Origin of the sequence: Streptomyces sp. NPDC001890, assembly GCF_042891445.1 — a bacterium.
In the GTDB taxonomy this organism is placed as follows: Bacteria; Actinomycetota; Actinomycetes; order Streptomycetales; family Streptomycetaceae; genus Streptomyces.
Map to the genome: position 1 here is coordinate 1 of NZ_JBIATE010000030.1, position 21,856 is coordinate 21,856.

The 21,856-nt window shown below is 70.6% G+C and carries 31 protein-coding genes; 14 read left to right on the forward strand and 17 right to left on the reverse strand.

From position 1 onward, the window contains the following. Positions 1–258 precede the first annotated feature (258 nt). The 10 genes from ACFYY1_RS37035 to ACFYY1_RS37080 are packed head-to-tail and all read right to left on the reverse strand — an operon-like array spanning position 259 to position 6,253. Positions 259–720 carry a hypothetical protein gene (locus ACFYY1_RS37035; protein ID WP_388593560.1) on the reverse strand — a complete coding sequence of 154 codons (462 nt, stop codon included), beginning with the start codon at positions 718–720 and terminating at the stop codon, positions 259–261. Next, complete coding sequence (locus tag ACFYY1_RS37040; RefSeq protein ID WP_388593562.1) at positions 717–1,850, reverse strand: hypothetical protein; 1,134 nt, start codon at positions 1,848–1,850, stop codon at positions 717–719. The genes ACFYY1_RS37035 and ACFYY1_RS37040 overlap by 4 nt, the downstream gene beginning before the upstream one ends. Continuing rightward, positions 1,847–2,872: a hypothetical protein gene (locus ACFYY1_RS37045; RefSeq protein WP_388593565.1), complete on the reverse strand. Its 1,026-nt coding sequence runs from the start codon at positions 2,870–2,872 to the stop codon at positions 1,847–1,849. Before ACFYY1_RS37045 ends, ACFYY1_RS37040 begins: the two co-directional genes overlap by 4 nt. Then, positions 2,869–3,252, reverse strand: coding sequence for a hypothetical protein (locus ACFYY1_RS37050; RefSeq protein ID WP_388593567.1), 384 nt, complete (start codon positions 3,250–3,252; stop codon positions 2,869–2,871). The genes ACFYY1_RS37045 and ACFYY1_RS37050 overlap by 4 nt, the downstream gene beginning before the upstream one ends. Next, positions 3,249–3,881, reverse strand: coding sequence for a hypothetical protein (locus ACFYY1_RS37055; RefSeq protein WP_388593569.1), 633 nt, complete (start codon positions 3,879–3,881; stop codon positions 3,249–3,251). The genes ACFYY1_RS37050 and ACFYY1_RS37055 overlap by 4 nt, the downstream gene beginning before the upstream one ends. Next, the gene (locus ACFYY1_RS37060; RefSeq protein ID WP_388593571.1) at positions 3,878–4,882 is read right to left on the reverse strand and encodes a hypothetical protein; all 1,005 of its coding nucleotides are present in this window, start codon (positions 4,880–4,882) and stop codon (positions 3,878–3,880) included. Before ACFYY1_RS37060 ends, ACFYY1_RS37055 begins: the two co-directional genes overlap by 4 nt. Before the next feature lie 4 nt (positions 4,883–4,886). After that, entirely contained in the window at positions 4,887–5,537 is a 651-nt protein-coding gene (locus ACFYY1_RS37065; RefSeq protein WP_388593573.1) for a hypothetical protein, read from the reverse strand. Position 5,538: 1 nt separating this feature from the next. Next, positions 5,539–5,733 carry a hypothetical protein gene (locus tag ACFYY1_RS37070; protein ID WP_388593576.1) on the reverse strand — a complete coding sequence of 65 codons (195 nt, stop codon included), beginning with the start codon at positions 5,731–5,733 and terminating at the stop codon, positions 5,539–5,541. Continuing rightward, the gene (locus tag ACFYY1_RS37075) at positions 5,730–5,906 is read right to left on the reverse strand and encodes a hypothetical protein (RefSeq protein ID WP_388593578.1); all 177 of its coding nucleotides are present in this window, start codon (positions 5,904–5,906) and stop codon (positions 5,730–5,732) included. The genes ACFYY1_RS37070 and ACFYY1_RS37075 overlap by 4 nt, the downstream gene beginning before the upstream one ends. Further along, positions 5,906–6,253, reverse strand: a complete 348-nt coding sequence (locus tag ACFYY1_RS37080; RefSeq protein ID WP_388593580.1) for a hypothetical protein — start codon at positions 6,251–6,253, stop codon at positions 5,906–5,908. Before ACFYY1_RS37080 ends, ACFYY1_RS37075 begins: the two co-directional genes overlap by 1 nt. A 245-nt stretch (positions 6,254–6,498) precedes the next feature. On the opposite strand from ACFYY1_RS37080, the gene ACFYY1_RS37085 reads away from it, so the two are divergent. The 12 genes from ACFYY1_RS37085 to ACFYY1_RS37140 all read left to right on the forward strand — a co-directional run bounded on the left by ACFYY1_RS37085 (position 6,499) and on the right by ACFYY1_RS37140 (position 11,694). Then, the gene (locus ACFYY1_RS37085) at positions 6,499–6,681 is read left to right on the forward strand and encodes a hypothetical protein (protein WP_388593583.1); all 183 of its coding nucleotides are present in this window, start codon (positions 6,499–6,501) and stop codon (positions 6,679–6,681) included. A 63-nt stretch (positions 6,682–6,744) separates the two neighbouring features. Next, positions 6,745–7,341: a hypothetical protein gene (locus ACFYY1_RS37090; RefSeq protein ID WP_388593586.1), complete on the forward strand. Its 597-nt coding sequence runs from the start codon at positions 6,745–6,747 to the stop codon at positions 7,339–7,341. After that, positions 7,338–7,535 (forward strand): hypothetical protein, encoded by a 198-nt coding sequence (locus ACFYY1_RS37095; protein WP_388593587.1) that lies wholly within the window; start codon positions 7,338–7,340, stop codon positions 7,533–7,535. Before ACFYY1_RS37090 ends, ACFYY1_RS37095 begins: the two co-directional genes overlap by 4 nt. Beyond that, complete coding sequence (locus tag ACFYY1_RS37100) at positions 7,532–7,951, forward strand: hypothetical protein (RefSeq protein WP_388593590.1); 420 nt, start codon at positions 7,532–7,534, stop codon at positions 7,949–7,951. The genes ACFYY1_RS37095 and ACFYY1_RS37100 overlap by 4 nt, the downstream gene beginning before the upstream one ends. Further along, complete coding sequence (locus ACFYY1_RS37105) at positions 7,948–8,619, forward strand: hypothetical protein (protein WP_388593592.1); 672 nt, start codon at positions 7,948–7,950, stop codon at positions 8,617–8,619. The genes ACFYY1_RS37100 and ACFYY1_RS37105 overlap by 4 nt, the downstream gene beginning before the upstream one ends. Before the next feature lie 10 nt (positions 8,620–8,629). After that, on the forward strand, positions 8,630–9,154 hold the full coding sequence (locus ACFYY1_RS37110; RefSeq protein WP_388593594.1) for an AAA family ATPase: 525 nt from the start codon (positions 8,630–8,632) through the stop codon (positions 9,152–9,154). Between the two features lie 47 nt (positions 9,155–9,201). Next, positions 9,202–9,639 (forward strand): hypothetical protein, encoded by a 438-nt coding sequence (locus tag ACFYY1_RS37115; RefSeq protein ID WP_388593596.1) that lies wholly within the window; start codon positions 9,202–9,204, stop codon positions 9,637–9,639. An 81-nt stretch (positions 9,640–9,720) separates the two neighbouring features. Next, positions 9,721–10,158 carry a hypothetical protein gene (locus tag ACFYY1_RS37120; RefSeq protein WP_388593598.1) on the forward strand — a complete coding sequence of 146 codons (438 nt, stop codon included), beginning with the start codon at positions 9,721–9,723 and terminating at the stop codon, positions 10,156–10,158. A gap of 154 nt (positions 10,159–10,312) precedes the next feature. After that, positions 10,313–10,801, forward strand: a complete 489-nt coding sequence (locus ACFYY1_RS37125) for a hypothetical protein (protein ID WP_388593600.1) — start codon at positions 10,313–10,315, stop codon at positions 10,799–10,801. Further along, the gene (locus ACFYY1_RS37130; RefSeq protein ID WP_388593602.1) at positions 10,795–11,337 is read left to right on the forward strand and encodes a protein kilB; all 543 of its coding nucleotides are present in this window, start codon (positions 10,795–10,797) and stop codon (positions 11,335–11,337) included. The genes ACFYY1_RS37125 and ACFYY1_RS37130 overlap by 7 nt, the downstream gene beginning before the upstream one ends. Positions 11,338–11,362: 25 nt before the next feature. Next, positions 11,363–11,533, forward strand: a complete 171-nt coding sequence (locus tag ACFYY1_RS37135; protein ID WP_388593604.1) for a hypothetical protein — start codon at positions 11,363–11,365, stop codon at positions 11,531–11,533. Continuing rightward, positions 11,533–11,694, forward strand: coding sequence for a pRL2-8 (locus ACFYY1_RS37140; RefSeq protein ID WP_388593606.1), 162 nt, complete (start codon positions 11,533–11,535; stop codon positions 11,692–11,694). Before ACFYY1_RS37135 ends, ACFYY1_RS37140 begins: the two co-directional genes overlap by 1 nt. Before the next feature lie 122 nt (positions 11,695–11,816). Here the strand turns inward: ACFYY1_RS37140 and ACFYY1_RS37145 are convergent, their stop codons facing one another. Continuing rightward, the gene (locus tag ACFYY1_RS37145) at positions 11,817–12,647 is read right to left on the reverse strand and encodes a hypothetical protein (RefSeq protein WP_388593608.1); all 831 of its coding nucleotides are present in this window, start codon (positions 12,645–12,647) and stop codon (positions 11,817–11,819) included. A gap of 147 nt (positions 12,648–12,794) precedes the next feature. On the opposite strand from ACFYY1_RS37145, the gene ACFYY1_RS37150 reads away from it, so the two are divergent. Both ACFYY1_RS37150 and ACFYY1_RS37155 read left to right on the forward strand, forming a co-directional pair. Beyond that, on the forward strand, positions 12,795–13,091 hold the full coding sequence (locus ACFYY1_RS37150) for a hypothetical protein (RefSeq protein WP_388593611.1): 297 nt from the start codon (positions 12,795–12,797) through the stop codon (positions 13,089–13,091). A 202-nt stretch (positions 13,092–13,293) separates the two neighbouring features. Continuing rightward, entirely contained in the window at positions 13,294–13,956 is a 663-nt protein-coding gene (locus tag ACFYY1_RS37155; RefSeq protein WP_388593612.1) for a helix-turn-helix transcriptional regulator, read from the forward strand. Positions 13,957–14,157: 201 nt separating this feature from the next. Here ACFYY1_RS37155 and ACFYY1_RS37160 read toward each other — a convergent pair whose 3' ends face one another. The 6 genes from ACFYY1_RS37160 to ACFYY1_RS37185 are packed head-to-tail and all read right to left on the reverse strand — an operon-like array spanning position 14,158 to position 21,851. Beyond that, the gene (locus ACFYY1_RS37160; RefSeq protein WP_388593614.1) at positions 14,158–14,760 is read right to left on the reverse strand and encodes a DUF4913 domain-containing protein; all 603 of its coding nucleotides are present in this window, start codon (positions 14,758–14,760) and stop codon (positions 14,158–14,160) included. Beyond that, on the reverse strand, positions 14,750–16,489 hold the full coding sequence (locus ACFYY1_RS37165) for a type IV secretory system conjugative DNA transfer family protein (RefSeq protein WP_388593616.1): 1,740 nt from the start codon (positions 16,487–16,489) through the stop codon (positions 14,750–14,752). The genes ACFYY1_RS37160 and ACFYY1_RS37165 overlap by 11 nt, the downstream gene beginning before the upstream one ends. Continuing rightward, complete coding sequence (locus ACFYY1_RS37170; RefSeq protein WP_388593618.1) at positions 16,489–18,087, reverse strand: ATP-binding protein; 1,599 nt, start codon at positions 18,085–18,087, stop codon at positions 16,489–16,491. The genes ACFYY1_RS37165 and ACFYY1_RS37170 overlap by 1 nt, the downstream gene beginning before the upstream one ends. A 16-nt stretch (positions 18,088–18,103) precedes the next feature. After that, positions 18,104–19,549, reverse strand: a complete 1,446-nt coding sequence (locus ACFYY1_RS37175) for an SCO6880 family protein (protein ID WP_388593620.1) — start codon at positions 19,547–19,549, stop codon at positions 18,104–18,106. Further along, on the reverse strand, positions 19,549–21,054 hold the full coding sequence (locus ACFYY1_RS37180) for a hypothetical protein (protein WP_388593621.1): 1,506 nt from the start codon (positions 21,052–21,054) through the stop codon (positions 19,549–19,551). Before ACFYY1_RS37180 ends, ACFYY1_RS37175 begins: the two co-directional genes overlap by 1 nt. Beyond that, positions 21,051–21,851, reverse strand: a complete 801-nt coding sequence (locus ACFYY1_RS37185) for a hypothetical protein (protein ID WP_388593623.1) — start codon at positions 21,849–21,851, stop codon at positions 21,051–21,053. Before ACFYY1_RS37185 ends, ACFYY1_RS37180 begins: the two co-directional genes overlap by 4 nt. Between the last annotated feature and the right edge of the window lie 5 nt (positions 21,852–21,856).

Genomic DNA, 21,856 nt, shown 5'->3' on the forward strand with positions numbered 1-21,856 from the left:
CGGCCGGGGCCCCCTACTCACCAATGGGGGGTTTTTGGGTTTTGTTAAACTTTCAATTGGGGGGGTTGTTAAAGGGTTCGGTATTTTGTGCCGGAAAACGGGGGGTGGGGGGGGGGGGGGGGGGTGCTGGGGGCCTTCGCCGGCCCCCAGACCCCCGCTGCCGCGGCACCGACCGGCGCGGTCAGGAAGTGGTCGGTGCCGCTGGGTGCGCGCCGGACGGCACCGCGGACTGGGTGCCCGGGCGGGTGTGATCGGGCGTCAGAGCGGGATGCAGCCCACGCTGATGTGCCAGTACGGGCCGCCGTACGGCCCGAGGTGATAGCCGATCGTCGTCAGGTCGGTGTCGGGCAGGCCGGGGGCGACGATCAGCGAGAGGCTGCCGCCGCCGTACCGGGCCAGGGCCGTCCACTGGTGGATGCGGGGGTCCGAGGGGATAACGATGCGTGCGGCGCTGTCGTCACACAGAAGTTGGATCGTCACGCGCCCGTCCGGCTCCAGTGTCCAGCGGGCCTGCGAGTCGACGGCCCGGGCGGTCTGGTCCCGGGGGACCAGCCGGTAGCGGGTGACGAAGTCGTCCACCACCTCCTGGTCCACGCCCGGCTCCACGACCAGGATCAGCGCGGCAATCACGCCGTCAGGGGTCGGCAGGCCGGTCGGTACGGCTTCCACCGGCGGTGTGCCCTCGTACACGGTCCCGCCGAGTCCCCTGTTCTGGTTCACAGTCCGATCCCCTCGGTCGCGTTGTCTTCCCACTTCTCGCCCTCGTCCACGTACTCCCAGAACACCGGCGAGTTCTTCGACCAGCCGCCCTGTGCGCGCAGCTTCTCCGACCGTTTGCCTTTGCGGCGACCGGTGGTGACGAGTCCTCGGCGGCCGGAGTGCCCGGTGATCCGCCGTCCGGTCATGCCCGCGTACTTCGCCGAACGGGAGACCGCCTGCCCGCAGCCGTCGGGCGACAGCCGCTTGGCGCCGAGGTTGCCCCACTGGTCGACGGGCAGGTATGCGGGCCCGTCCGGGGCCGCGCCGGCGGCGAGCTTGGCCTCCTGCCACGCGATCCAGCAGCGCACCGCGCAGGTGTCGACGTTCTCGCCGTAGGAGACGACGACGTCGCGGGGCGGGCGGCCCTTCACGCTGGGGACGTGGACCTCCAGGCCCTCGGCCACGAGCCGGATGCCGGTGTCGTCCAGCTCGCTCATCTCCTCGTTGCGGCCCGCGACGGCGAACCGCATGGTGTGCAGCGACCGGTCCCGCAGCCGGGCCAGCTCCGGCACCACGATGACCCGGCGGCGCCGGGCGTCCGGCCGTGGTGCGCGCTCGCGCGGGGAGGTGTTCATCTTCCGCAGGTCGGCCGGGGTGATCGCGGCGGCCTTCCCGCGGCCGCGCTTCTGCCGCTCCTTGTCGTTCTTCAGCGGCTTGAGCGCCTGAGTGGCGGCCGCCCGGGCGGTCTTGGGCACGTCGTAGCCGTGCCTGCGGGCCTCGGACGCGACCCCGGTGACCCGGCGCTCGATGCTGTTCGGCGCGGCCACCTTGACCTCGTCCAGCCACTTCACGAACGCGACGTAGGTGCCGACCGTGATGGCGCTGTCCGGCAGGCGCGTGCCGGTCTGCTCGGCGAGCCAGTCGTGGAACTCCTGCCACAGCTCCCAGTCCCGGGCATACCCGGTCCTCGTCTTGTGCGGCCGGGACTCGTGCAGGTCCTCGGCGGCCTTCGTGTCCAGCGCAGCGAGCACGGCGGCCACCGGGTCGTGCACGGCGACCCCGCCGGCGCCGGGGGCGTCGTCGTCCACCAGCTCGGCGTCGACCACCTCCACCGGCTCCAGCGCGGTCCCGTACTCCTCGGCGGTCGTCACTCGGCGACCTCCTCCACCGTGTCGGCAAGCTTGCCGACACGCTCGGCGGCGTGAGTGATCCGCTTCGCCTCGACCCTGAGCTGCGAGCCGTCCTCGTCGTGCTCCGTGTAGTCCGCCGCGACCTCGCCCACCAAGTGGGCCAGCTCCTCCAGCACCTCGGCGATGTCCTTCAGCCCGGGGCGCAGCTCCCCGCGCTCCAGGTGGTAGGCGGCGCGCGGGAGTTCGCCGTAGGCGGGGAGGTCGTCGCGGGTGGCGACGGCGGCCTGCTCCTCGTCCTCGGCGGGGAAGGGCACGTACACCTGGGTGAGCATCAGCCCGGACTGCTTGCTCTCGGCCTCGGTGGCGAGCCCGGAGACCGTGGCGACCAGCCGGGGGTGGATGGTGTGCACCTGGTTCTCCTCACCGGGCAGGGCACGGTGGTGGTCGTCCAGGGAGAGCGGCATCTCGTCGGGAAGCTGGTCCAGCAGGGCGCGCAGCTCGCCCACGGTGTCGATCATCGGCACCGCGGCGACCGCCGCCCGCAGTAGGGGCTCCTGCTCCGTGTAGGTGTCGCGGGCGTCGATGACGGCCCGCCCCACGGCGAACGCGAACCAACGCATCACCTCGTTGTATCCGTCATCGTCCAGGCCGACCAGGATGTCCGAGTTCTCTGCGAGGTGCTGGTGGTAGAGGTTGTGCTGTCCCTCGGCCCACACTCGCAGGTCGTCGGCCGCGGCGAGTTCGGTGGTGTCGAGCGCGGCCGCCACCTGGTCCCACGTCGCCCCGAGCCGCAGCGCCTCCGCGACGGTGCTGCCCCGCTGGTGACGGACGGTCTGGCGGATCGCCTCACCCAGAGCGATCTTCGTCAGGGCATCGCTGACGGCGGCGCCCTGGTCGCGGTCGTGCTGGGTCAGCAGCCGTAGACCGGCCTCGGACTGCTTCTGTGCGAGGGAGGTGAGCGGCGTGCCGGCCGGAACGTCGTCCGGGCGGTGGGTTTCGGCAGCCATGAATGCCGCGTTCGAGTCGGTGTGCTGCTCGGTCATGCCTTCTCTCCGAACGGTGCGGGGACGGTGCGGCCGTGCTCGCGCAGCCACTGGTGGGCCGCCTTCTCCTCGGCCTGGAGCCGGTCGTAGACGGCGTCACCGGCGGGCGTCATGTCCTTGAAGGCCACCCGGCCGATGCGGGACTGTGCCCACTGGCACAGCTCCCACTCCGGCTGGCCGGTGTCGCTGTTGTACGCGGCCGGGTGCAGCGAGCCGTCCCGGGCGAACGTGTCCTGCTCGGCCTGCCGCTGCGCGACCTTGGCCTCGGCGGCGGCGAGCGCGGCTCGGGCCTCCTCGACCTCCTTCTCCGCCGCGGTGACCCGGTCCTCGAAGTACGCGGTGACAACGGCCGTGCCGTCGATCCGCTCGCTGGTGCTCACTGCTCCTGGTCCTCCTCGGTCTCGGTCGCGGCGGCCGCGTTCAGCTCCGCCGTCACCCACTTCGCCGCCGCGGCGACGGTGGCGAACGCCTTGTCGCCGCTGTTCTTCGCCCAGATCGTGTAGCCCGCCGGCCGGAAGTCGGGCCCGATGGCCGCAGACCAGATCGTGGCGCCGCGCTTGCCCCGGCCCTCGCTGATGACGCCGACGATGTCGCCCTCCGACAGCCGGTCGACCTTCTCCCGAGAGCAGAGGTAGGCGCCGGGCCCGGACTTCTCCCAGCTCACGTCGATCAGCGGCGGGCCGGGGTAGAGCCACAGCCCTCCCATCCTCTTGGGGGGCTGCCCGTACCCGGTGCTCGCCGTGGTGGTCGACCGGGTGGTGGGCTCCTCGCCGCTGATCAGGTGGACCGTGCCGCAGGACCGGCACAGCACCCGCACGGTGATCCGGTCGTAGTGGTCGCGGTGGCCGCACTCCTCGTTGGGGCACGAGTGCTCGGGGCCGCCCCGGCGAACGCGCAGGGCGTCGGATTTGGCCTGCTGGGCCACTTCCCACGCGGGCTTGGCGCAGTCGGGCCGGTGACTGAACGGCTGCCAGTCCAGGTGGGCGGCGATGGCGTCGGAACTGCTCACTGGGAGTCCTCCGCCGTGGTGCCGGCGGACAGAGCGTGGAACAGCTCCATCCGGCCCTGGTCGCGCTTGGCGGCCGCGTACAGCTCCAGTGCAGCCCCGAGCCCGATGTCGTCTCCAGCGGCGTTCAGTTGGGCGGTGAAGATGCCGGGCCGGAAGATGCGGGCGGCGTCCGGGTCGGACTGGCTCAGCCGGGCGAGATTGGCGTCCTGCACCGCAGCGTCGGCCCGCTCCTGCTCCATGTCCCGCGCGTCCTGGTCGGCCGTGAGCTGCCGCTCCGGAATGGCTACCGCTTCGGCCGACGGCGTTGCCCACGCCGTCAGATCGGCGCTGCCATCAACGTCCACGAGGCGGGTCTTCTCCTCGCCGCCGGACTCGATCGGGTACGGCGCACGGTTCTGCCGGATCAGCCGGTTCAGCTCCCTGCGGACCCCCTCCGGGGACCGGTCGGTGAAGAGGTCGTTCTCCCGGAACAGGAAGGCGGCCTCGTCCAGCATGAGCATGACGCGGTCGGTCGAGCCGCCGGTGCGCTCCTGCTGGACGGCCAGCACCGCGGCGAGCATGTCCTTGGCCGATGTGACCGTCTTGCCGGGCGTGGCCTTCTCCAACTCGCTGCGCAGCTTGAGGAGTTCCACGGTCTGGCCCTGGAGCTGGGCGGCGGCCCACGCACGGGCGGCCTCGGCCTCGACGTCCTCGTCGGCGTCGCGGTGGTACTGCTCGGCGACGGCGGCGCAGACGTCGGAGTCGCACAGCACGCGGGCCACCGCCTGGGCCGATCCGTCGGGGTACTGGGCGACGGTGACGTCTGCGTCGGCCAGCTCGGCGGCGATGCACTCGGAGACCATGCGCAGGCCCTCGCGGGCGCTGGCCTCCAGCGGCTCGAAGGGGTCGGCGGCGAGCGGCCCGGTGACCGCGTCGGCGGTCCAGCGGACGCGGTGGACGTGGACGGTGTAGAAGCGGTCCGGGTGTCCCGGAGTAAGTACGAGCGGTACGGACAGCGGCATGGATTCAGCTCTCTCGGTTCAGTTGGTGACGGACAAGAGCGAAGACGAAGACGATGACCCCCGCGACGACCGTGGGAAATGCCATGACGTCGCAGAACTTGTCTGCCTTCTCTCCCATCAGCACGGTCAGACTGGCGCTGGATGCGGAGGCGGGGCGCTCGTAGTCGAACTGGCCCATGAGCCCGCCGACGACCCCGAGGACGACGCCCATCAGCATGCGGGCGAGCAGGGCACGCTCACGGAAGGACATCCCCCGGCTGCGCGGCTTCCCGGCCTGGATGTCTCCAGGGGCGAGGCCCAAGTGCTTCTCCGCGGCCCAGTCGGCGGCGGTCTTGGCCTCGATCGCCTCGGCGGCATCGAGGTGGCGGCGCCTCGCTGCGACGTGGCATTCCGCCTCGCTGCACAGCACGCGGCCCACCATGGCGACGGAGTCGTCCGGGTGCTCGGTAACGGTGACGTCTGCCTCGGTCAGCCCGGCGTAGGCGCAGGCGGGCGCCGCCTTGCGGACGCCCTCGCGCACCGCTGCCTCCAGCGCGCCACGGCCGTCCGGCTCGGCGGCGAGCTGGTCGGCGCTCCAGCGCTGCCGGTCGGTGTGCACCGTGTACGAGCAATCTATGGGCGGCAGGGTGATGGTGACGGGCACGTTCAGCGGCATGTCAGTCGCTCTTTCGGGTGGTGGCGGCCCGGGCGATCCGGGCCAGGTGCTCGAAGTCGGCGCCGGTGAGCGGGCCGCCGTCGGGGCGGGCGTAGTCGATGGTGATGCTCGGGCACCTCCGCACCCGGAACAGCTCAAGCTGCCCCGGACTGACGGGAGTTGACTGCGGCATCGGCGTCGTGGCGAGGTCGCTCATCGGCCGTGCTCCCGGCGGATCTGGCGGCTGAGACGCCGGTAGACGAGCCGCTGCGGCGCCATGCCCTCGAACACGTTCTTCGCCTGGTAGGTGCTCACCCGCCAGAGGCCCACGCAGAACCAGACCAAGAAGGCGCCGCTCACGGCAGCAGTGACAATCAGGAAGGTCGGCATCAGGCGTCCTCGCGGTGCACGAAGATGGTGGCGCGGAAGCAGCCCCGGGTCATGTGCTCGTCGTTCAGCCACCCCGCATACAGCTCCTCGCGGCCGTCGGCGGTGTGGCTGGTGTCGACGGTGGCGCCGACGTGGGCAGTCCACTGCCGGATCGCCTCGCGCTGTCCGGTCGGGGTGTAAGTGAGGCTGTCTGCCTCGCCGGTGAGGGCGCCGCTCACGGCGAGCGTCCACGCCAGCGGGGGCAGGTCGTGCTTCTCGCCGTCGGCGATCAGCGCGGCAAGGTGCCGCTGGGCGCCGTTCTGCAACCGGCGGAGGGCGTCGGGCGGCACGAAGTCACTGTTACGCACGGGCGTTCGGTTCCCTTCCGTCTCGGCGGACCGGTTCGGTGACCTGTCGTCATGTCCGGTTTATCGCCTCGGATATGGCACGTTATCCGAGGCGATACTGATCGGGCCACCCCGTCACCCGATCGTGTACAGAGTTCCAGCCAATCTCTGGATTCTCTGTGCATGCCGGGCCCGCCGGCCCCATACTCGAACCAGAGCGCACAGAGGTGGGCAACAATTCGACGCACGGCATGAGAGGAATCCCGATGACGAAGGGCCACACGACGGACGCCGCCTGCTTCTGCTGCGGCACACCGCTCGGCACGGACGGCGTGACCCTCCGCGAGAACCCGATGGCCACGGACGTCTGCAACATGGACCCGGACTCGCCGGAGGCGCGGGAGCCGATGTGCGACCAGTACGAGCAGGTCCTCTACGACGACCTCTAGCCGAAGCCCGGCCCGCCAGCGAACATCCACCGGCGGGCCGCCCCACCCCTGGAAGGACCACCCATGAGAATCATCATCGAGGGCGCCACCGAGGAGTTCGCCGAGAAGGCGATCGCCCTCGCCGCGCAGCACGGCGCGGAACTGACCATCACCCCGCCCGTCCAGCCGGGCTGGACCGTCGACCGCGCCGAGCGCTTCCTGCGCTCCCTGCCCGGCAGCGCCCTGCTGTTCACCCGGACCGTCGTGGCCGAGGACGGCTACGCCGAGGTCGAGACGCTGCGCGAGCGGGTCGGCAAGCTGAACGGACCCACAGTCGCCCTGGCCTTCGCGCTGACACGCGGCATCCGGGAGGGCTGGTGGCCGGAGGGCACCCCGTCCCCCGTCGAGAAGGTCACGGACACCGAGCACCCCGCCTCGAAACGGCCCACGGGCTACCTGATGGCAGGTCAGGACCTGACCGTCTTCCGGAAGGCCTTCGCCCGGGTGGACACCGCCCGGCGGGCCGCCCGGGTTGCGGGGCTGTACCCCGGCGGCGAGGGCAAGACGACCATGTCCTGGGCCCCGGACTCCATCTTCGAGAAGGGCTACCCCGACGTCAACGTCGTTGACCTCGACGGCGGTTCGCGCCCGTCCGGCGACGAGCAGGAGGGGCAGTCATGATCCGCCTGATCCTGTTCGCGGTGCTGCCGGCCGGACTGCTCGGCATCGCCGCGGCGGCCGTCGTCTGGCTCCCCGGCGCCGCCGACCTGAGCATGCCCCGCCTCCTCGCCGGGGGCGCGGTCTGGATGGCCGTCCAGGCTACTGGCAGCTGGGTCCTCGGCCACTACGTCGGACGCCGCTGGGGGCAGGTGTGAGCGGCTACGACATCACCCAAGACCCGGCGTACGTCTGTCTTCCCCGCAGCGACTACGAGTGGCTGCGCGCCTGCTATTGGTCGCCGCTGTCCGGCATGCGCGACGTCGCCGCGAACCTGCTGATCGAGTGGGGGCACCGTCCCGAGGATCACCCGAAGGTTTTGGACGAGATGGAGATCGAGCTGTCCGGCGCCCTCATCGAGACCGCGGCCGACGTGATGCGCGGGCGCAGTCTGCCCGACCTCCGGGTCCAGCCGGAGAAGTCGGCGGCGCTCATCTGGAAGTGCGCCGACTGTGACACCAACAACGACCGTGCGGACGCGGAGTGCATCGTCTGCGGACGGGCTCGCCCCGTCTCCCGTGTCCGCAAGAACCTGCCCCCGCTCGCCAACTCTGGCCGGAAGGATGCGCCTTGAGCACTCAGGACACGACCATCACTATCGACGCGTCCGCGGCGGTCGCCCACCCCGCCTACACGCCCACCCCGTCCATTCCGCGCCTTCTGGCCGAGCTGGTGGGCGAGGAGTTCTTCGCCCGGTACGCCGCCATCCGCGGCGACGCCGAGGCCTTCCACCCCGACTACCTCGCCGACCGCAGGCGTACCGCGCTGCTCCTGCGCGCCGTCATCGCCGACCTGGTCGCCCTCGCCGACCCGGCCGACGCCCACCACGGCGCCCAGGCGGCGGCCGCGGCCAACGCGGTGCGCCGCGCCGACGGGGAGAGGCTCCTGCCTGCCCGGGACGCCCGGTCCTGGCTGCGTAACCAGTACCAGGACTACCTTGAGGACGACTCCTCCGCCCACCCGCCGAACTGCCCCGGCGGGTGCCGAGGAACCGGCGAGGTCATCAAGCCGATCGTCTGGCAGGACGACGGCGTTCCCCTCCACGCGGAACCCGTCGGCTGCCTGCGTGGCGAGGCGGACGACCCGCACGCCGGCGACTGCCTGCGTTGCTTCGGAACCGGCAGGCTGTACGACGCCGACCGCGGCGAATACTCCCTCTGCTACACCTACACGCCCGACCCCGCCTACAAGCCCGCTCCCCCGAGCAGCCCCACCTTCGCTGCCGACGAGCCCCCTTTCTGAGAGGAGAACCGTGAACACTCTGACCGAATCCCTGAGAGGTCTGGCGCCCGGCGCCTTAGTGGTCGCCATCGGTCCCGGCGCCTCCGGGAAGTCCACCGCCGCCCTCACCGCACCGGTCGACGCCGTCATCAGCCTCGACGTCCTGCGCGGCAGGATCGGCACCAGCCAGGGCGACCAGTCCGCCACGCCGGCGGCGGTCGAGCAGCAGAACCGGCTGCTCGACACGTTCCTGGCCGCCGGGAGGCGGGTCTTCCTGGACTCCACGAACGTGGAACCCCACGTGAGGTCCGAGCTGGTGGAACGGGCCCGCCGCCACCAACGCCCCATCATCGCCCTGCGATTCGGCACCGACCTGGACACCTGCCGCGCCCGCAACCGGTCGCGGCAGGAAGACCGGCGGGTGCCGGACGACGTCCTCACCTGGCAGTGGTCCCTCACGCAGCAGGCCACCCCGCAGGTGCTGATGGAGGAGGGCTTCGCCGCGGTGTACGAGGCGGCCTCGACCACCCCCTCCACTGCGCCCAACCTCCCCTGACCGCCACCGCCGTGCATCAGGTCCACCCCACCCCGACAGGAGCCATCGTGTCCAACGACGTCCTTTCCCCCGAGCGAATCGCCGATGCCGTCGCCGTACTGCGCAAGGCACAGGAAGGCGACCAGAACGCACTCCAGGACCTCGACAGGTACTTCCCGGAGGAAGGGCTAGTGATGCAGACCGATCACGCCCGCTACCTCGAACTCGCCGCTGGCGTCGGGTTGGTGGCAACGCACCTCCTGATCATCGAGTGCGGGGGATGGGGCGCCTCGGTGGAGACCTTCACCTCGGACTTCGAGTTGCCGCTCGCGTCCGTGGATCTCGGGGACTACGCCAGCAGGGCCGACGCGATCCGAGAGGCCGTGCGCGCCGCGACGGACAACGGATGGGCACTCGCCCCCGAGCATCAGTGGTCCGACTTTGACTGTGGTGGCGGGGAGATCCACATCCCGATTCACGTACGGCCGACGTCTACCACCCTCTGACCCGTCGGCACGTTTCCCCGCGCCGCCTCCGGGCTGTCTGACCCACACCGTTCCACACACCATCGAAAGGACGCATCAACAATGACCGAGACTTTGGCGACCCTCACCGACCAGGCTGAGCAGCAGCTCGCTCGCCCGAAGAACTGGTTCGGGCTCAGCGGCCACCGGGTGACCGGTGAGGCCGTCGCTCACCACCTCGACGCCGCGGCCCGCCTGATGGAGCGGGAGAACTGGGACCCCCAGCTCTACGCGCCCTTCACCGGCCACCACTTGAGGGACGCTCTCCACAGCACGGCCGAGGACGGCGCGGGTGACGCGGACACCCGATACGTGGCCCGCACCGTGATGGAGACGCTGCTCCGGCTCGCCCTGGGCGCCCCGTACGTCGACTACACGGCGTGGAGCGAGCACTCCTCCCGGACCCTGGAAGAGGTCGTGCTGCTCTGCCGTACGGCCGCCAGGGTCGCCCGGCGCGTCGGCCCTGAGCAGCCCGGCGACCTGCGCCTCTCCTTGCGGTAGACGCCTGCACCAGCCGCACCACTGCGGTGAACCGAACGACGACCCGGGCCCCGGCGCCCTCCGCAAAGAGGATCGCTCGGGCTCGGGTTTATCTGGCCAGATAGACCACTCATAGAGGGCCGGGGAACCCCCGGCCCGTACGAGAAGGAGATCCATGGGCACCTACGAGACCGACCTCGCGGCCGCCAAGCGGTCCCGCACGGCGTGGGGCTGCACGTGCGGCGCCGACAACCCGCCGCACTACGACGCCTGCCACGACTGTGGCCGTCCGTCGTGGTCCTGCGCCGCCTGCGGCACGGTGAACACCTCCAGCCGCAGCCACTGCGGCGAGTGCGGCGGCACGATGTCCGCCGAGCAGCTCGGCGACCAGGAGGACGGCTGCGAGATGACGTACGAGGAGTGGATCGCCACCCAGGTCGGCCCCCGCGTCGTCGGCGGCCGGTACAACCACGGCGACGCCGGGAGCGGGTACGAGGTCCTGGCGATCGAGCGCGGTCCGCGCCCGCTGGGCATCTGGCCCGTCTGGGACATCACCGTTCGCTACGACCAGGACGACCGGGTGACGACGCACTGCACCGGCTGGGACGCCCGCCGAGACACCGTGGTGGCGCAGCCGCCGGCCGCCGGGGAGGACTCGTGCTGAGCACCGTCATCGCGGTCGTCGGCACGCTGCTCGGTGCGGTCGTCGCCGGGCTCATCCAGCACCGCACCGCCCGTACCGCCCGCAGCGAGGCCCGGGACGACCACCGGCGCGACCGGGAGCTGGAGGCCGTCACCGCCTTCGCCTCCGCCGTCGCTGGTCACCGCCGCGCGATGGCCGTACGAGAAGAACTCCGGCTGTCCGGGGCCGACCTGGACGCCGTCGCCGCCTTCGCCTCTGCCGTCGCCGGTCACCGCCGAGCGATGGCCGTACGGGAGGGCCTTCGACTGGATGGAGCCGACCCGGAGACCTTGACCGCGGCCCGCGTCGAGTCACACACCACCCGGGCCGCCATCGAGGCGCCGAAGGTGCAGGTGTTGATCCTGGTGCCGTCGCTCGCCGCAGCCGCCGAGGAAGCAACCCGCGCGACGTTCGCCCTGCGCAACGCACCCGACCGGCTGACGCTCGACGCGCTTCGCGAGGACGCGGTGAAGGCCACGGACCAGTTCGTCGCGGCTGCCGCACGGTACTTCGCCTAACCCGATCACACCGAAAGGACATCGCATGCTGCTCGCCCTTGACCTCCTGTACGCCCTCATCTGCCTCGGCATCATCGTCGCCGGGCTCGGCCTCCTGATCCACCTGCGGGGCACACACGCCCACGCGCCCGACTGCCGCCCCTGCCGCGCCCTGCGCCGGGTGTTCCGCATCGCCGACGACGAGGAGACCCGCTGATGGCCACCGCCACGAGCCCACCGCGAGGCGAGTGCCGTCAGTGCTGGTTCCACGCCTACGCCTCGCGTGAGGCTCACGCGCACCTCGGTCCGCGTGAGGACTGCCCGGAGTGCGTGGCCCACATGGGCGGTCGCTGCCCCGACAGCATGATCGTCAAGTAGCCCTGCTGTAGGCGCCGTTCCCGGTGCGCCACGGCGGGACGGCCGCACAACGACGCGGGCCCCGGCTCCCCCTCGAAGGGGACCGCCGGGGCCCGCAGGTTATCTGGCCAGAAAGACCACCATCACACGGCGGACTCCCTCACCTCGAACTCCTCCATGCACTCACCGCACATGATGCTGCGGCGCTCCAGGGTCTTCGGGGAGACCCGGATGACCGCGGCCGGGGTACACCCGCACGTGGCCTTGACGTAGTTGCGGTTCTCCTTCTCCGGCTTCCCGGAGGTCGTCTCGCCTTCCTCGCCGGCGTCGACGTCCGCACCGCCGGACTTCTTCCCCTTCGTACCGCCCCCACGGGTACTGGTTCCGTAAATCTCAGGCCTGCGGGTGGCGTGCATCGCCGCGTCCAGTGCGGCGATCTGCTCGGCGTACGCTGCCCTGGCCTCCTCACTCAACACCGAGTAGCCAGCGGACCCGTACTTCTTCTTCCAGCCCGGGTCGATGCCTTCGCGCTCGATGAGCCCCAGCTCCTGGGCCACCTTGCGGAACTCCTTGTTGTGGTACTGGCTGGCTGAGCAGTCCTCCTTTCCACGGGCTTCGTTGGCCGCGTGCACGGCCTCGTGCAGCAGGTAGCCGAAGACCTTGTCCGCGCCGTCCGCGAGCGACTCGGCGGTGACGAACACCTCGTGGTGGACCGCGTCGCCTTCACGTGAGCGCCACCGGCGGGGTGCGAAGTGGGCCAACTCCACGGCGCTCGCGCGGCCGCCGGTGGCCATGCTCACGACGGCTTCAGGGATATCCGGGTGCCGGGCGCGAACCGTGTTCCAGGCGGCCACCAGAGCAGCGGTCACACCAGCGGCGATCTCGGCGACGGACGCGACGGGCAGGTCGGGAACGGCCTCCAGCTTCGGAGGTCCAGCGGGCTCAGGGATGACGGCGACGGCTTCTGTGGTCATGGCTCAACCCTAGCGGAAACTCACCTCTTAAGAGGTGAGTTTCTGGGGTGAGTTGGCGGCGCACTGCTCCAACTCGTCCCGGATGCGGCCTGCTGGCGGCCGGTGTCCGGTATGCAGGAGACCTGAACCACAGCAAAGGAGCCCCGCGTGTACGTCGACATGGCCGTCCTCGATGAGGAGTGCACCCGCCTGGCCTGCCTGATGGCCGACCGCAGTATGGAGCACCTCGTCGTCCCCGAGGCCCGGTCTCCTGAACAGCAGGGCGCCGACCTGGAGGCGGAGTTCTCCAGTGAGCTGGAGAACTCCTACGGCCGGATCGCCGCAGCAGGCTCCGATCCGGAGTGCATCCTGCCGAGCATGCTGATGGGGATGGCCGGGAAGCTGGCGATCCTCGCGACGGATGTGTCCCTGCGGGGCAACCGGGATGCGGCGTACGTTATCTAGGGTTCCGGGGGTATCTGAGCAGGTCAGCGGGCATGTGGAGCTGTCAGGCACGTAAGGCACGTATCGAGCCCCAGCGCCCGCCCTGAACAAACCACCGTTTCGGCTGGCTCCGCTGTTTGTTCAGGGGGGCGCAGGCGGTCTGAACAAACAGCCGGATCGTGGGAGTATGCGGTTCGTTCAGACTGGCTGCTGGAGGTCCACCATGTCCGAGGCTCCCTACGGGTTCGACTGCCTGCGCTTGCAAGCCGCGCGAAAGGAAGGCGACCTGACGGTGGCTGAGATCGCCCAGGCAGCGGGCGCGAGCGACCGGGCGGTGAGCTTCTACCTGAGCGGCCAGCGGCACCCGCGAGCCGAGGTGCTGCCCCGCCTGGCCCGCGCGGTCGGCCTGGGCGACCCGCTCGACCTGTGCACCCTGCCGAAGGACGGCGAACGGATCGTCCACCTGCGGGTGCGGGCCGGGAAAAGCCGCGCGACGGCGGCGGCTGAACTCGGCTGGCACCCGGAGACCTACCGGGAGTGGGAGACCCGCGGGCACGCGCCGGACAAGATGGCCGGGCCCCGCGACGGCTGGGAAGACGACCCCCGGCGGCCTGGCTGGGGCTGGCGGGTGCGCACCCCGTTCTTCACCCGTCCCATGGTCGAGAAGGGCGCGAGCACCGACGGTACGCGGCGGCCACCGGTGTACGGGCCGTACGAGTACAGCAAGCCCGAGCACGAAGGCGTCTTCGAGGTACCGGCCGAACGCCTCCACCAGGCGCTCCAGCGGACCCGGGCCGACTGGGAGGCCGCACTCCGACGCTGGAACCGGGAGAACCCGGGCCTCGCGGCAGACCTCGCCCAGGCCGCCGAGCACGCCCGCCACTGACGTGCCGTACATGCCTGACGAGCCCTCGGATACTTGGCAGGCACGGTCTCTCCGGGCAGCTTTCCTGACTTGCCTGACAGTCAATTCACACCCGAGATAACGGCAGTAATCCGGTCGATCGGCGGCCGGTAGCGGGGCGGGACGCCAGCGGGCCGCCGGGGGAAGTTCCGTCCCGGCGGCCCGTCTTCGTGTGGCGCCGCGTCAGTCCTCGGCGTGCGTCCAGGCGCTGGGCACAAGGCTGGGCATGCGGTGTTCGATCTGGTGCTCACCCTTGGTGCAGCCGCCGAACGGGCCGGTGGACGCGCGCAGTTCCCGGAGCGCGGGGTCCATGTGGTCGCGGTGCCAGACCGAGGGCCCGGTGTACCCGCAGGATGCCGGGTCCGTCAGTTCCTGCCAGGCGAGCCATACCGCGTGCAGGCGGGCGATGGCCACGGGGTGCTCCCACCACAGGTGGCACCACCGCGCATCAGCCGAGGGCTCGGCCAGGTAGCCGGGCACCAGCACCCCCTCGACCCACTCGATCAGCGCCCGCAGCTCGTCGTCGTACTCCGGCGGGTCGAGCAGCAAAATGAACGGCGGGTACTGCCACTCCTCTTCCCCGTCGCCCTCCTCCTCGACGGCGGCCTCCCCGCCGGCCGACTCCTCCTCATCGGTGGAGGCCTCGCCCGACTCCCCTCCTTCTCCCCCGGCCAGCTTCTTGACCAGGGCCGTCAGGCTCGCGACCTGAGCCTTGAGGTCTTCGACGTCCTCGAACATCGTGACCGGCACGTCCAGCTCCGGAACGCCCTCGGGTTCATCGGCCACTGCGCGTCGCCTTCCGCAGCTCGTACGCACCCACGGCGCGCTTGGTGATGGCTGCCTCCTCGTCGCGCATCTGCGGACCGATGTGCGCCATCGCCTTCTCGGCGTACCACGGCCTCAAGCCGATCTGCGCGACCGGCATGCCGGTGGACATCAACAGGGCCGTCCCCTTGCGCATGGCGCGGATCTCGGCGGGGTCGAGCACCTGCTCGCGCTGCTCGGACCAGGACCGGCTGCCGCCGTCCTTGCTCTTGGAGTACGAGCCGCGCTCGACGTAGTGCGCGCCGGTCAGGGAGCTGATGTCCTGGGCGAACTTCGCATCGTCGATCCCGACACCGATCAGCTTCTTGGTGGCCGCGCTCCACATGGAGTCCATGCCGACCTCGCCCCACGCCTTCACGCCCTGGCGGTAGCTCTGGAGGATCACGAACGGCGTGATCCCCCGGCTCCCCAGGTGCGAGTACAAGTCGGGCAAGTCCGCGATCTTGCAGATGTTCGCGGCCTCGTCCAGGACGGCACGCATCGGCTCGGGCAGGCGCCCGCCGTGGCGCTCGCCCGCCTCGGTGCCAGCGGTGAAAACGGCGTCAGCAACCGCCGCGACCAGGGCGCTCGACGGGCCGCCCTTCTTGCTCAGCAGGTACAGCGTGTCCGTGCTGGTGGCGAACGCCTCGGGATCGAAGCGGGCCCGACTCTTGTCCGGCGTGACCCACGCGAGAACCTTCTCATCTCGCAGCGCCGACATGGCAGTTCGGGCATTTTGATAGATTCCGCTTTGTGTCTCTTCGGCGATATTGATCGAAGAATCGACCTGTTCGGCGAGCACCGGTTCGTGCTGGTACAGCACGCGCAACGGCGCCTTCTCCTTCGGGTCGGACAACCAGCGCATCACCTCGCGGACGGTGGCGCCCTCCCACCACGCGGCCCGGTAAAGGCCGGTGAGGAGGTCGCCCGCGGCCTGGGACCAGAAGGGATCGGCCTGTTCCGAGGTGATCTGGTTGACGAAGTGCGAGGCCAGACGCTCGGCACCTTCCAGGGTCTCGGCCTGCGCGACCAGGTCGACCCACACGTCCCGCTCGGCCTGCGCGACCCCCTGGGTGTCGAACAAGAAGGTCTGCCCCACCTTCCCGCGGGAGCCCACCGTGGCGGCGTAGACGTCGGCCTTGTTCGACGTCATCAGCAGGGCACCGGGCGCTTCCTCCGCCACGGGGATAGCCAGCGACGTGGACTTGCCCGCGCGGGGCGCCATGATGGCGACGTAGGTGTCCTCGTCCGACCCGCGCAGCTCGACACCGGACGGCATGTGGTCGCCGAGGAGCACGCCCCGGTCGCGGGCAGGAAGCTCCTTGGGCTTCGTTCCCTTCAGCGAGGCCCGCAACCGGGTGGCGGTACGGGCCGCGTGCTTCGGCGTCAGCTCGCGCACCTGGTGCAAGGTGGCCAAGCTGCTCGGGTTCCGGAACCACCGGAACGCCCACCGCATCCCCCACACGAGGAACACGACGATCGCCAGGTCCCCGATGGTGGCACCGACGATGGACGCGGTCTGCGAGTGCGGCCACACCGTCGACCACTCGGTGGCCATCCGGTAGACGGTGAGCGGGGAGGCCGGGGCCACGTCCTCACCGGTCACCAGCGCGCCGGCCGCCGCCCCGGCCCACGTCGTGGCGGACAGCGCCACCGCGCCGCCGACCAAGATGGCTCCCCCGGCCCATGCCCGGTCGTTGTCCGTCATCATCAGCTACCACCTCCAGTGGCGGTCGTCGCCATCCGGCGCCGGTTGGCGTCCGTGCGGTACAGCCGCTGCTCGGTCGCGGTCAGCTCCAGCGAGGCCGCGATCCCGGGCCGCGTGCCGATCTTGATCAGGTACTTGCCGCGGCCCGGGTGCCGGGTGCGCTCGTCCTCCAGGGCCACGTTGCTGCCGTCGGCGTCATCGAAAGTGGGGTCGATGTCGAGTCCGGTCGACGTCGCCGACGACCACGAGCCGATCATCATGCGCTCCTGCTCGGTGAGGGAGCGCTTGCCGGTGACGCGGCGAAGTTCCTCCTCGGAGGACGCACCGATCACCCAGGTGTCGCACCGGTCCATCAGGCCCCTCGCCTTGGCCCGGTCCTGCTCGGTCGGCAGGGCCTCGACGTCCAGCAAGCTGTGCGTGACGTAGATCGTCACATCGTTCGTGGTCCTGTTCAGGCGGCTGATGGCGTCCATCGCGTCCACCAGGCCCGGGCCGCTTCGCAGGGCCCGCCACATCTCGTCCATCGGCAGCACGAGGGACCGGTCCATCAGCCCGATGCTGCGAGCGGAGTCGATCGCGGAGTAGGTGTACGCCCACGTCGCGATCATGCCCGCGCTCACCACGTCGTTGCCTCGGGCCCGCAGGGCGGAGATGTCCACGGACACGGCGGGCGCCGAGATGTCCAAGGGGGTCGTCGTCGGGCCGTCGAAGAGGCCCTTCAAGGGCCCGCCGATCAGGTTGTCCAGCCCGGCGATGACCGACCGGGTCAGGTCCTGGTACCGCTCGCCCTCCGCGGCGAGCTTGTTCCGCAGCTCCTCGGGGGCCGCCCGCAGCGCCCGGACGACGTCGGCGACCACCGGGTCGCTGCCGGACTCCTGGGCGGCGGAAGCGACCTGCACCGCAGTGTCGAGCGCCGACCTCTCGATCTCGTTCGGGGACCGGCCGAGTCCGTGCTTCGTGGACAGCAAGGCGACCAGGGTTTCCAGCCGCCGGCCGTTGAGAACGTCCAGCAGGGACTCGCGCCGGTCGACGGGCAGCGACTGCACGCGCCCCTTCAACGGTCCGCTATCGAGCGGGTTGAGGCGGCCGATGCCGTCGCCGATCCGTACGACGGAGCCGCCGAGTTCGCGGATCAGTTCGCTGTACTCGCCCTTGACGTCGCCGGGCACGCACGCCATGAACCCGTACGCCGAGTAGACCAGGCACAGCCGCTTGACCAGCGCGGACTTTCCCGCGCCCGGCTGACTCATGACCCAGACGCCTGGGTTGGTCGTGATCTTTCCGGTCCAGCCGGACGGGTCTACGCACACCAACTCGCCGGTGAGCACGTCCCGTCCGACCGGCACGCCGCGCGGCGGCAGGCCCGACCCCAGGAGGAAGGGGTAGAGCCCGGCGGCCTGGCTGGTCGGGCCGGTGTAGACCGTGCCGGTGTCCTCGACCGGCGAGCGGCCGCCGAAGCGGCCGCCCCATCCGAGCCTCGGGGCGTACCGGCCCTTCAACGCCTTCTGTGCCCGCCGCTCCTCGCGGGTCGGGGCCTGCTCGATCACCTTCACCACACGCTTGGGCGTGGTCACCGGGACCGGCTTGGGCTTGCGCGTCATCGTCGTCAGCCCCCCTTCACTTCACCAGCGGTGAGTAGCCGATCGGCAGCCCGGCCGCGAACACGGCGGCCTGCGCGCCGAAAGCCGAACGCATCCGGATGCCCCGGGTCGCCTTGATCGCGCGGGCCAGCTCCTGGCGCGCGGCGGGCAGGTCGGCGGTGCTCCGGGCGGTGGCGGTGACCATGAGGGTCCAGTCGACCACTTGGGCGCCGCCGGCCACCTGGGCGGCGGCCTTCTCCGCGCGCACGGCGTCGGCCTTCTGGCTGTACTTCGCGCGGCCCTTGACCTCGGCGGTCGCTTGCGCCCGCTGATGGGCGTGGCTGATCTCCCGCTCCAGCACCGCCTCGCCCTCGTACGGGTCCAGGACCCTGTACAGGAGGGTGATGCGCCGCTGGTAGCGCCCGGGGGCGAGCAGGGGCAGCAGCACGGAGTAGGGGATGGGGCGGCGCGGCATCTCGCGCAGCACCCAGCTGATGGACACACCGCCGTCGTGGCTGTACTCCTCCCAGCCGTCGTCGGCGGCCTGCGGGCCGCACTCGCTCCAGCTGAGTGCCTCGAACTCCTTGTCGCGGGCGTTGAAGACGTCGGGGTCGTACGCGGACCTGACGATCCGTCGCAGATCGATGTCCGTCGCCCGGCGCTCGATGTCCGTGCCGGTGCCGGAGAGGTCGAGTCCGTCGACTACCCGCAGCGCCTCGGCGACCTGCTCGGCGAGGTCCACCGGTGCGTTGGCGGTCGCGTTCGGGTCCACGGTGACGCTCATCCACGGCGCCACACTCGCGGTGGCGTGCGGGGTCGTGCGGACCAGTTCGTCGATGATCCGTTTGGCCAACTGCGGGGCGCCCGGGTCCTTGCGGGCCGCCACGTCGTCGCCGAGGGCTTCCCCCGCGCCCGGGGTGATCTGGATGGTGACCGACGCTCCCTTGACCTGCTCGTCGGTGCTCATCGCGTCCAGCACGGAGCCCCAGGTGCGCAAGCTGCTCCGTACTGCCGCGGTGGGCGCCATGAGGCTGCCGCCCGGGGCGAGCAGGGTGGTCAGGGTCATGTATCCGGTGGCCCGGTCGTGGACGACGCCGACGGGCCGCCCGGTGGTCGGGTCGTGAGCCTTGATCAGGGTGCTGCTGGCGCCGACGCCCGGCAGGTCCAGGGCGTACGGGTGCGGCAGCAGCAGCCGCCGGTAGGAGGTGGCGTCGAACCGCGCGGCCCTCTTCCAGGCGGCCTTGGCCCAGTAGTAGGACAGTGCGGACATGCCGTGGCGCTTGGCGGCGGCCAGCCCGAACACGGCGGCCGTCACCGGCAGGGTGAACAGCAGGGAAAGCGGCACCTGGGTGGCGACCAGACCGTCCGCCACCAGGATGACCGCCGCGAACATCGTCGCGGTCCGCGACAGCCCGCCGAACCCGAAGGAATGGCGGGCGCGGAAACCGTCGACCATCAGGGTCTGGGGTACTTCGTGGCTCACTACTGGTTCCCTCCGCCCACAGCTCCGCTCGCGCTCTGGATCGCGTCGTTGACGCCGTCCAGGACCTGGATGGTCGCGCCCACAACCGGGACCGCGGTCGACGCCGTGGTGGCCGTGGCCGCTGTACCGGTGGTGCCTGTCGTGCTGGTCACGCCCTCGCCGAGGACTGCTGGGTCCACGCCTGGGGTGTCTTCGGGCCCGCCTTGGCCGGGCACGCGTGCTGCCTCGTTCCGGGCGGCCTGGGCCTGAGCGTCGCTGCCCTGGCCGTCCTCTCCGTTGCCGCCGTCGCCGCTGTTCTGGCTGCCCATGCTCTGCTCGACCATCTTGGCGTGCTCGACCGGGCTCGTCGGGCTGTCGCCACCGCTGCCGCCGTCGCCGCTGTCGCCGTCGCCTCCGGCCTTCCCGGCGAAGTAACCTGCGGCTGCTCCGAGGGCGCCGCTGGCGCCGCCCGCGCTCATGCCCGCTCCGACCGCCGCCCCGAACGGAGCGAAGATCTTTGTGAGCGGGCCCGGGGCGAGAACCGCGAGGACCAGCGTGGCGGAGCCGCGCAGCCACTCGGCGAGCGTCTTCGCGTGCCCGAACTCGGCGAACCCGGTGCAGATGATGATGGCCACCGTGGGCTTGTAGGCGATGATGACCATCCCGCTGGTGATCAGGGTCGGCGCCCACTTGCGGGTGGCCTCACCGCCGGTCCGGCCGCCGCCGGCCACGGGCAGCAGCAGGCAGATGATGGGGATGGCGCTCTGCCGCAGGAAGATCATGATGAGCTGGATGAACCCGATCAGCAGCAGTACGCCGACGATGCACAGCAAGGTGATCGGGTTGGACACCGCGGCGGGCAGCAGGACGGCGATGATCCGCTCGTAGGCCTGCCCGTCGTCGTCGAAGGTCGCGTTGACCAGCCCGGTACTCAGCGCGTCCCCGAGGACCAGCATGAACGCGAACAGCGACACCCCGAGACTGGATAGAAATAGGTTCTCCACCCATCCGCGCATCGCCACCCCGGCGTGCTGGACCTTGCCCGTCACCGCCATCTTGCCCAACTGCCAGATCATCCCGGCCGCGGCGATCACCAGCCCGAACCACGTCAGCATGCCCGCCAAGGTGGCCTTGCCGTCCCACAGGCCGGTGCCCTTCAGGTCCACCGACGGCCCGAGCAGGGCGAAGGTCAGCACCTTCTTGATGATCCACTTGGTGACGTCCTGGGCAGACTTGATGACGTCGCCGAGGGCGGAGTCCCAGACGTTCTTCCAGGCTTCGTCCATGACCTTCGCGCCCGCTTCGCCGACCGCGTCGCACATGTCCGAGCCGGTCAGGCCGCCAATACCCTTGAGCTTGCCGCCGGTGCGCAGGATCGTGCCCAGTACCGGGCCAGTGGTGATCCGGCACGCCCCTTCTATGCCGTTGCTGATGATGCTGTCGGCCTTCGCGGGCTGCGGAGCCGAGACGGACACACCGAACACCGCGACCAGGGCGAGCAGGATCGCGACGAACCGGCGCTTCACGAGGCTTCCCTGATGGCCGTCCATCCGGCGCTGTTGAAGTCGGCGTCGCCCGGAGCCACGATCCTCGGCTGCCCCTGGCCCTGGACGTCCTGCTGCGCGCGGGCGGTGGCGTCGCCGGTGAGCTTCCAGTCGCCGTCCTCCCACTGCGCGCCGGCCAGGGTCCGGGTGTAGGAGCCGGTCTCCTTCTTCATCTCGCCGTTCTTCTGGACCACTCTCGACAGAAGCCAGGCGCTGACCTCGGTGTCCGACTTCTTGATGATCTTGTAGCCGACCACGGTGTTGCGGACGTACGCGCCCGACGGTAGTGGCTGCCCGGGGGTCACGCTCATCTGCTTGGCCAGGGCCTTGTCGCTCGCCTGCGCGTTCAGCTCGATCTGCTCGGCGTTCTGCGACGACTGGTCGGCCTTGCCGATGTACGAGTAGTAGATGCGCAGTTGCTCGTCCGTGTTGGACTTCCCGTCCTCGATCGCGGTCGCGTTGGCGGCCACCATCATCGCCACGGCACCCTCGGTGGATTCCGGGAAGCCCACCTGGCTGCCCCGGCCGTCGGTCCGCTTCCCCCGCGGAAGCGCCGTCCACTGGTCAGGCTCGGTCCAGTCGTCCGGCGGCGCGTACGTCGCCGACGGGCCGGGCGAGGCGGAAGCGCTCGCCCCGCCCTTCGCCGGAGTCTTCCCGCCGCCGCCGTCGTCGTCGCCGCCGCTGAGCGCCACGTAGCCCGTCAGAGCAAGCACGGCCGCGAGTGCGCCACCCGCGATCCAGGTGCCCTTGGTGTTCCACGTCCCCCTGGTACGTCCCATTTCCC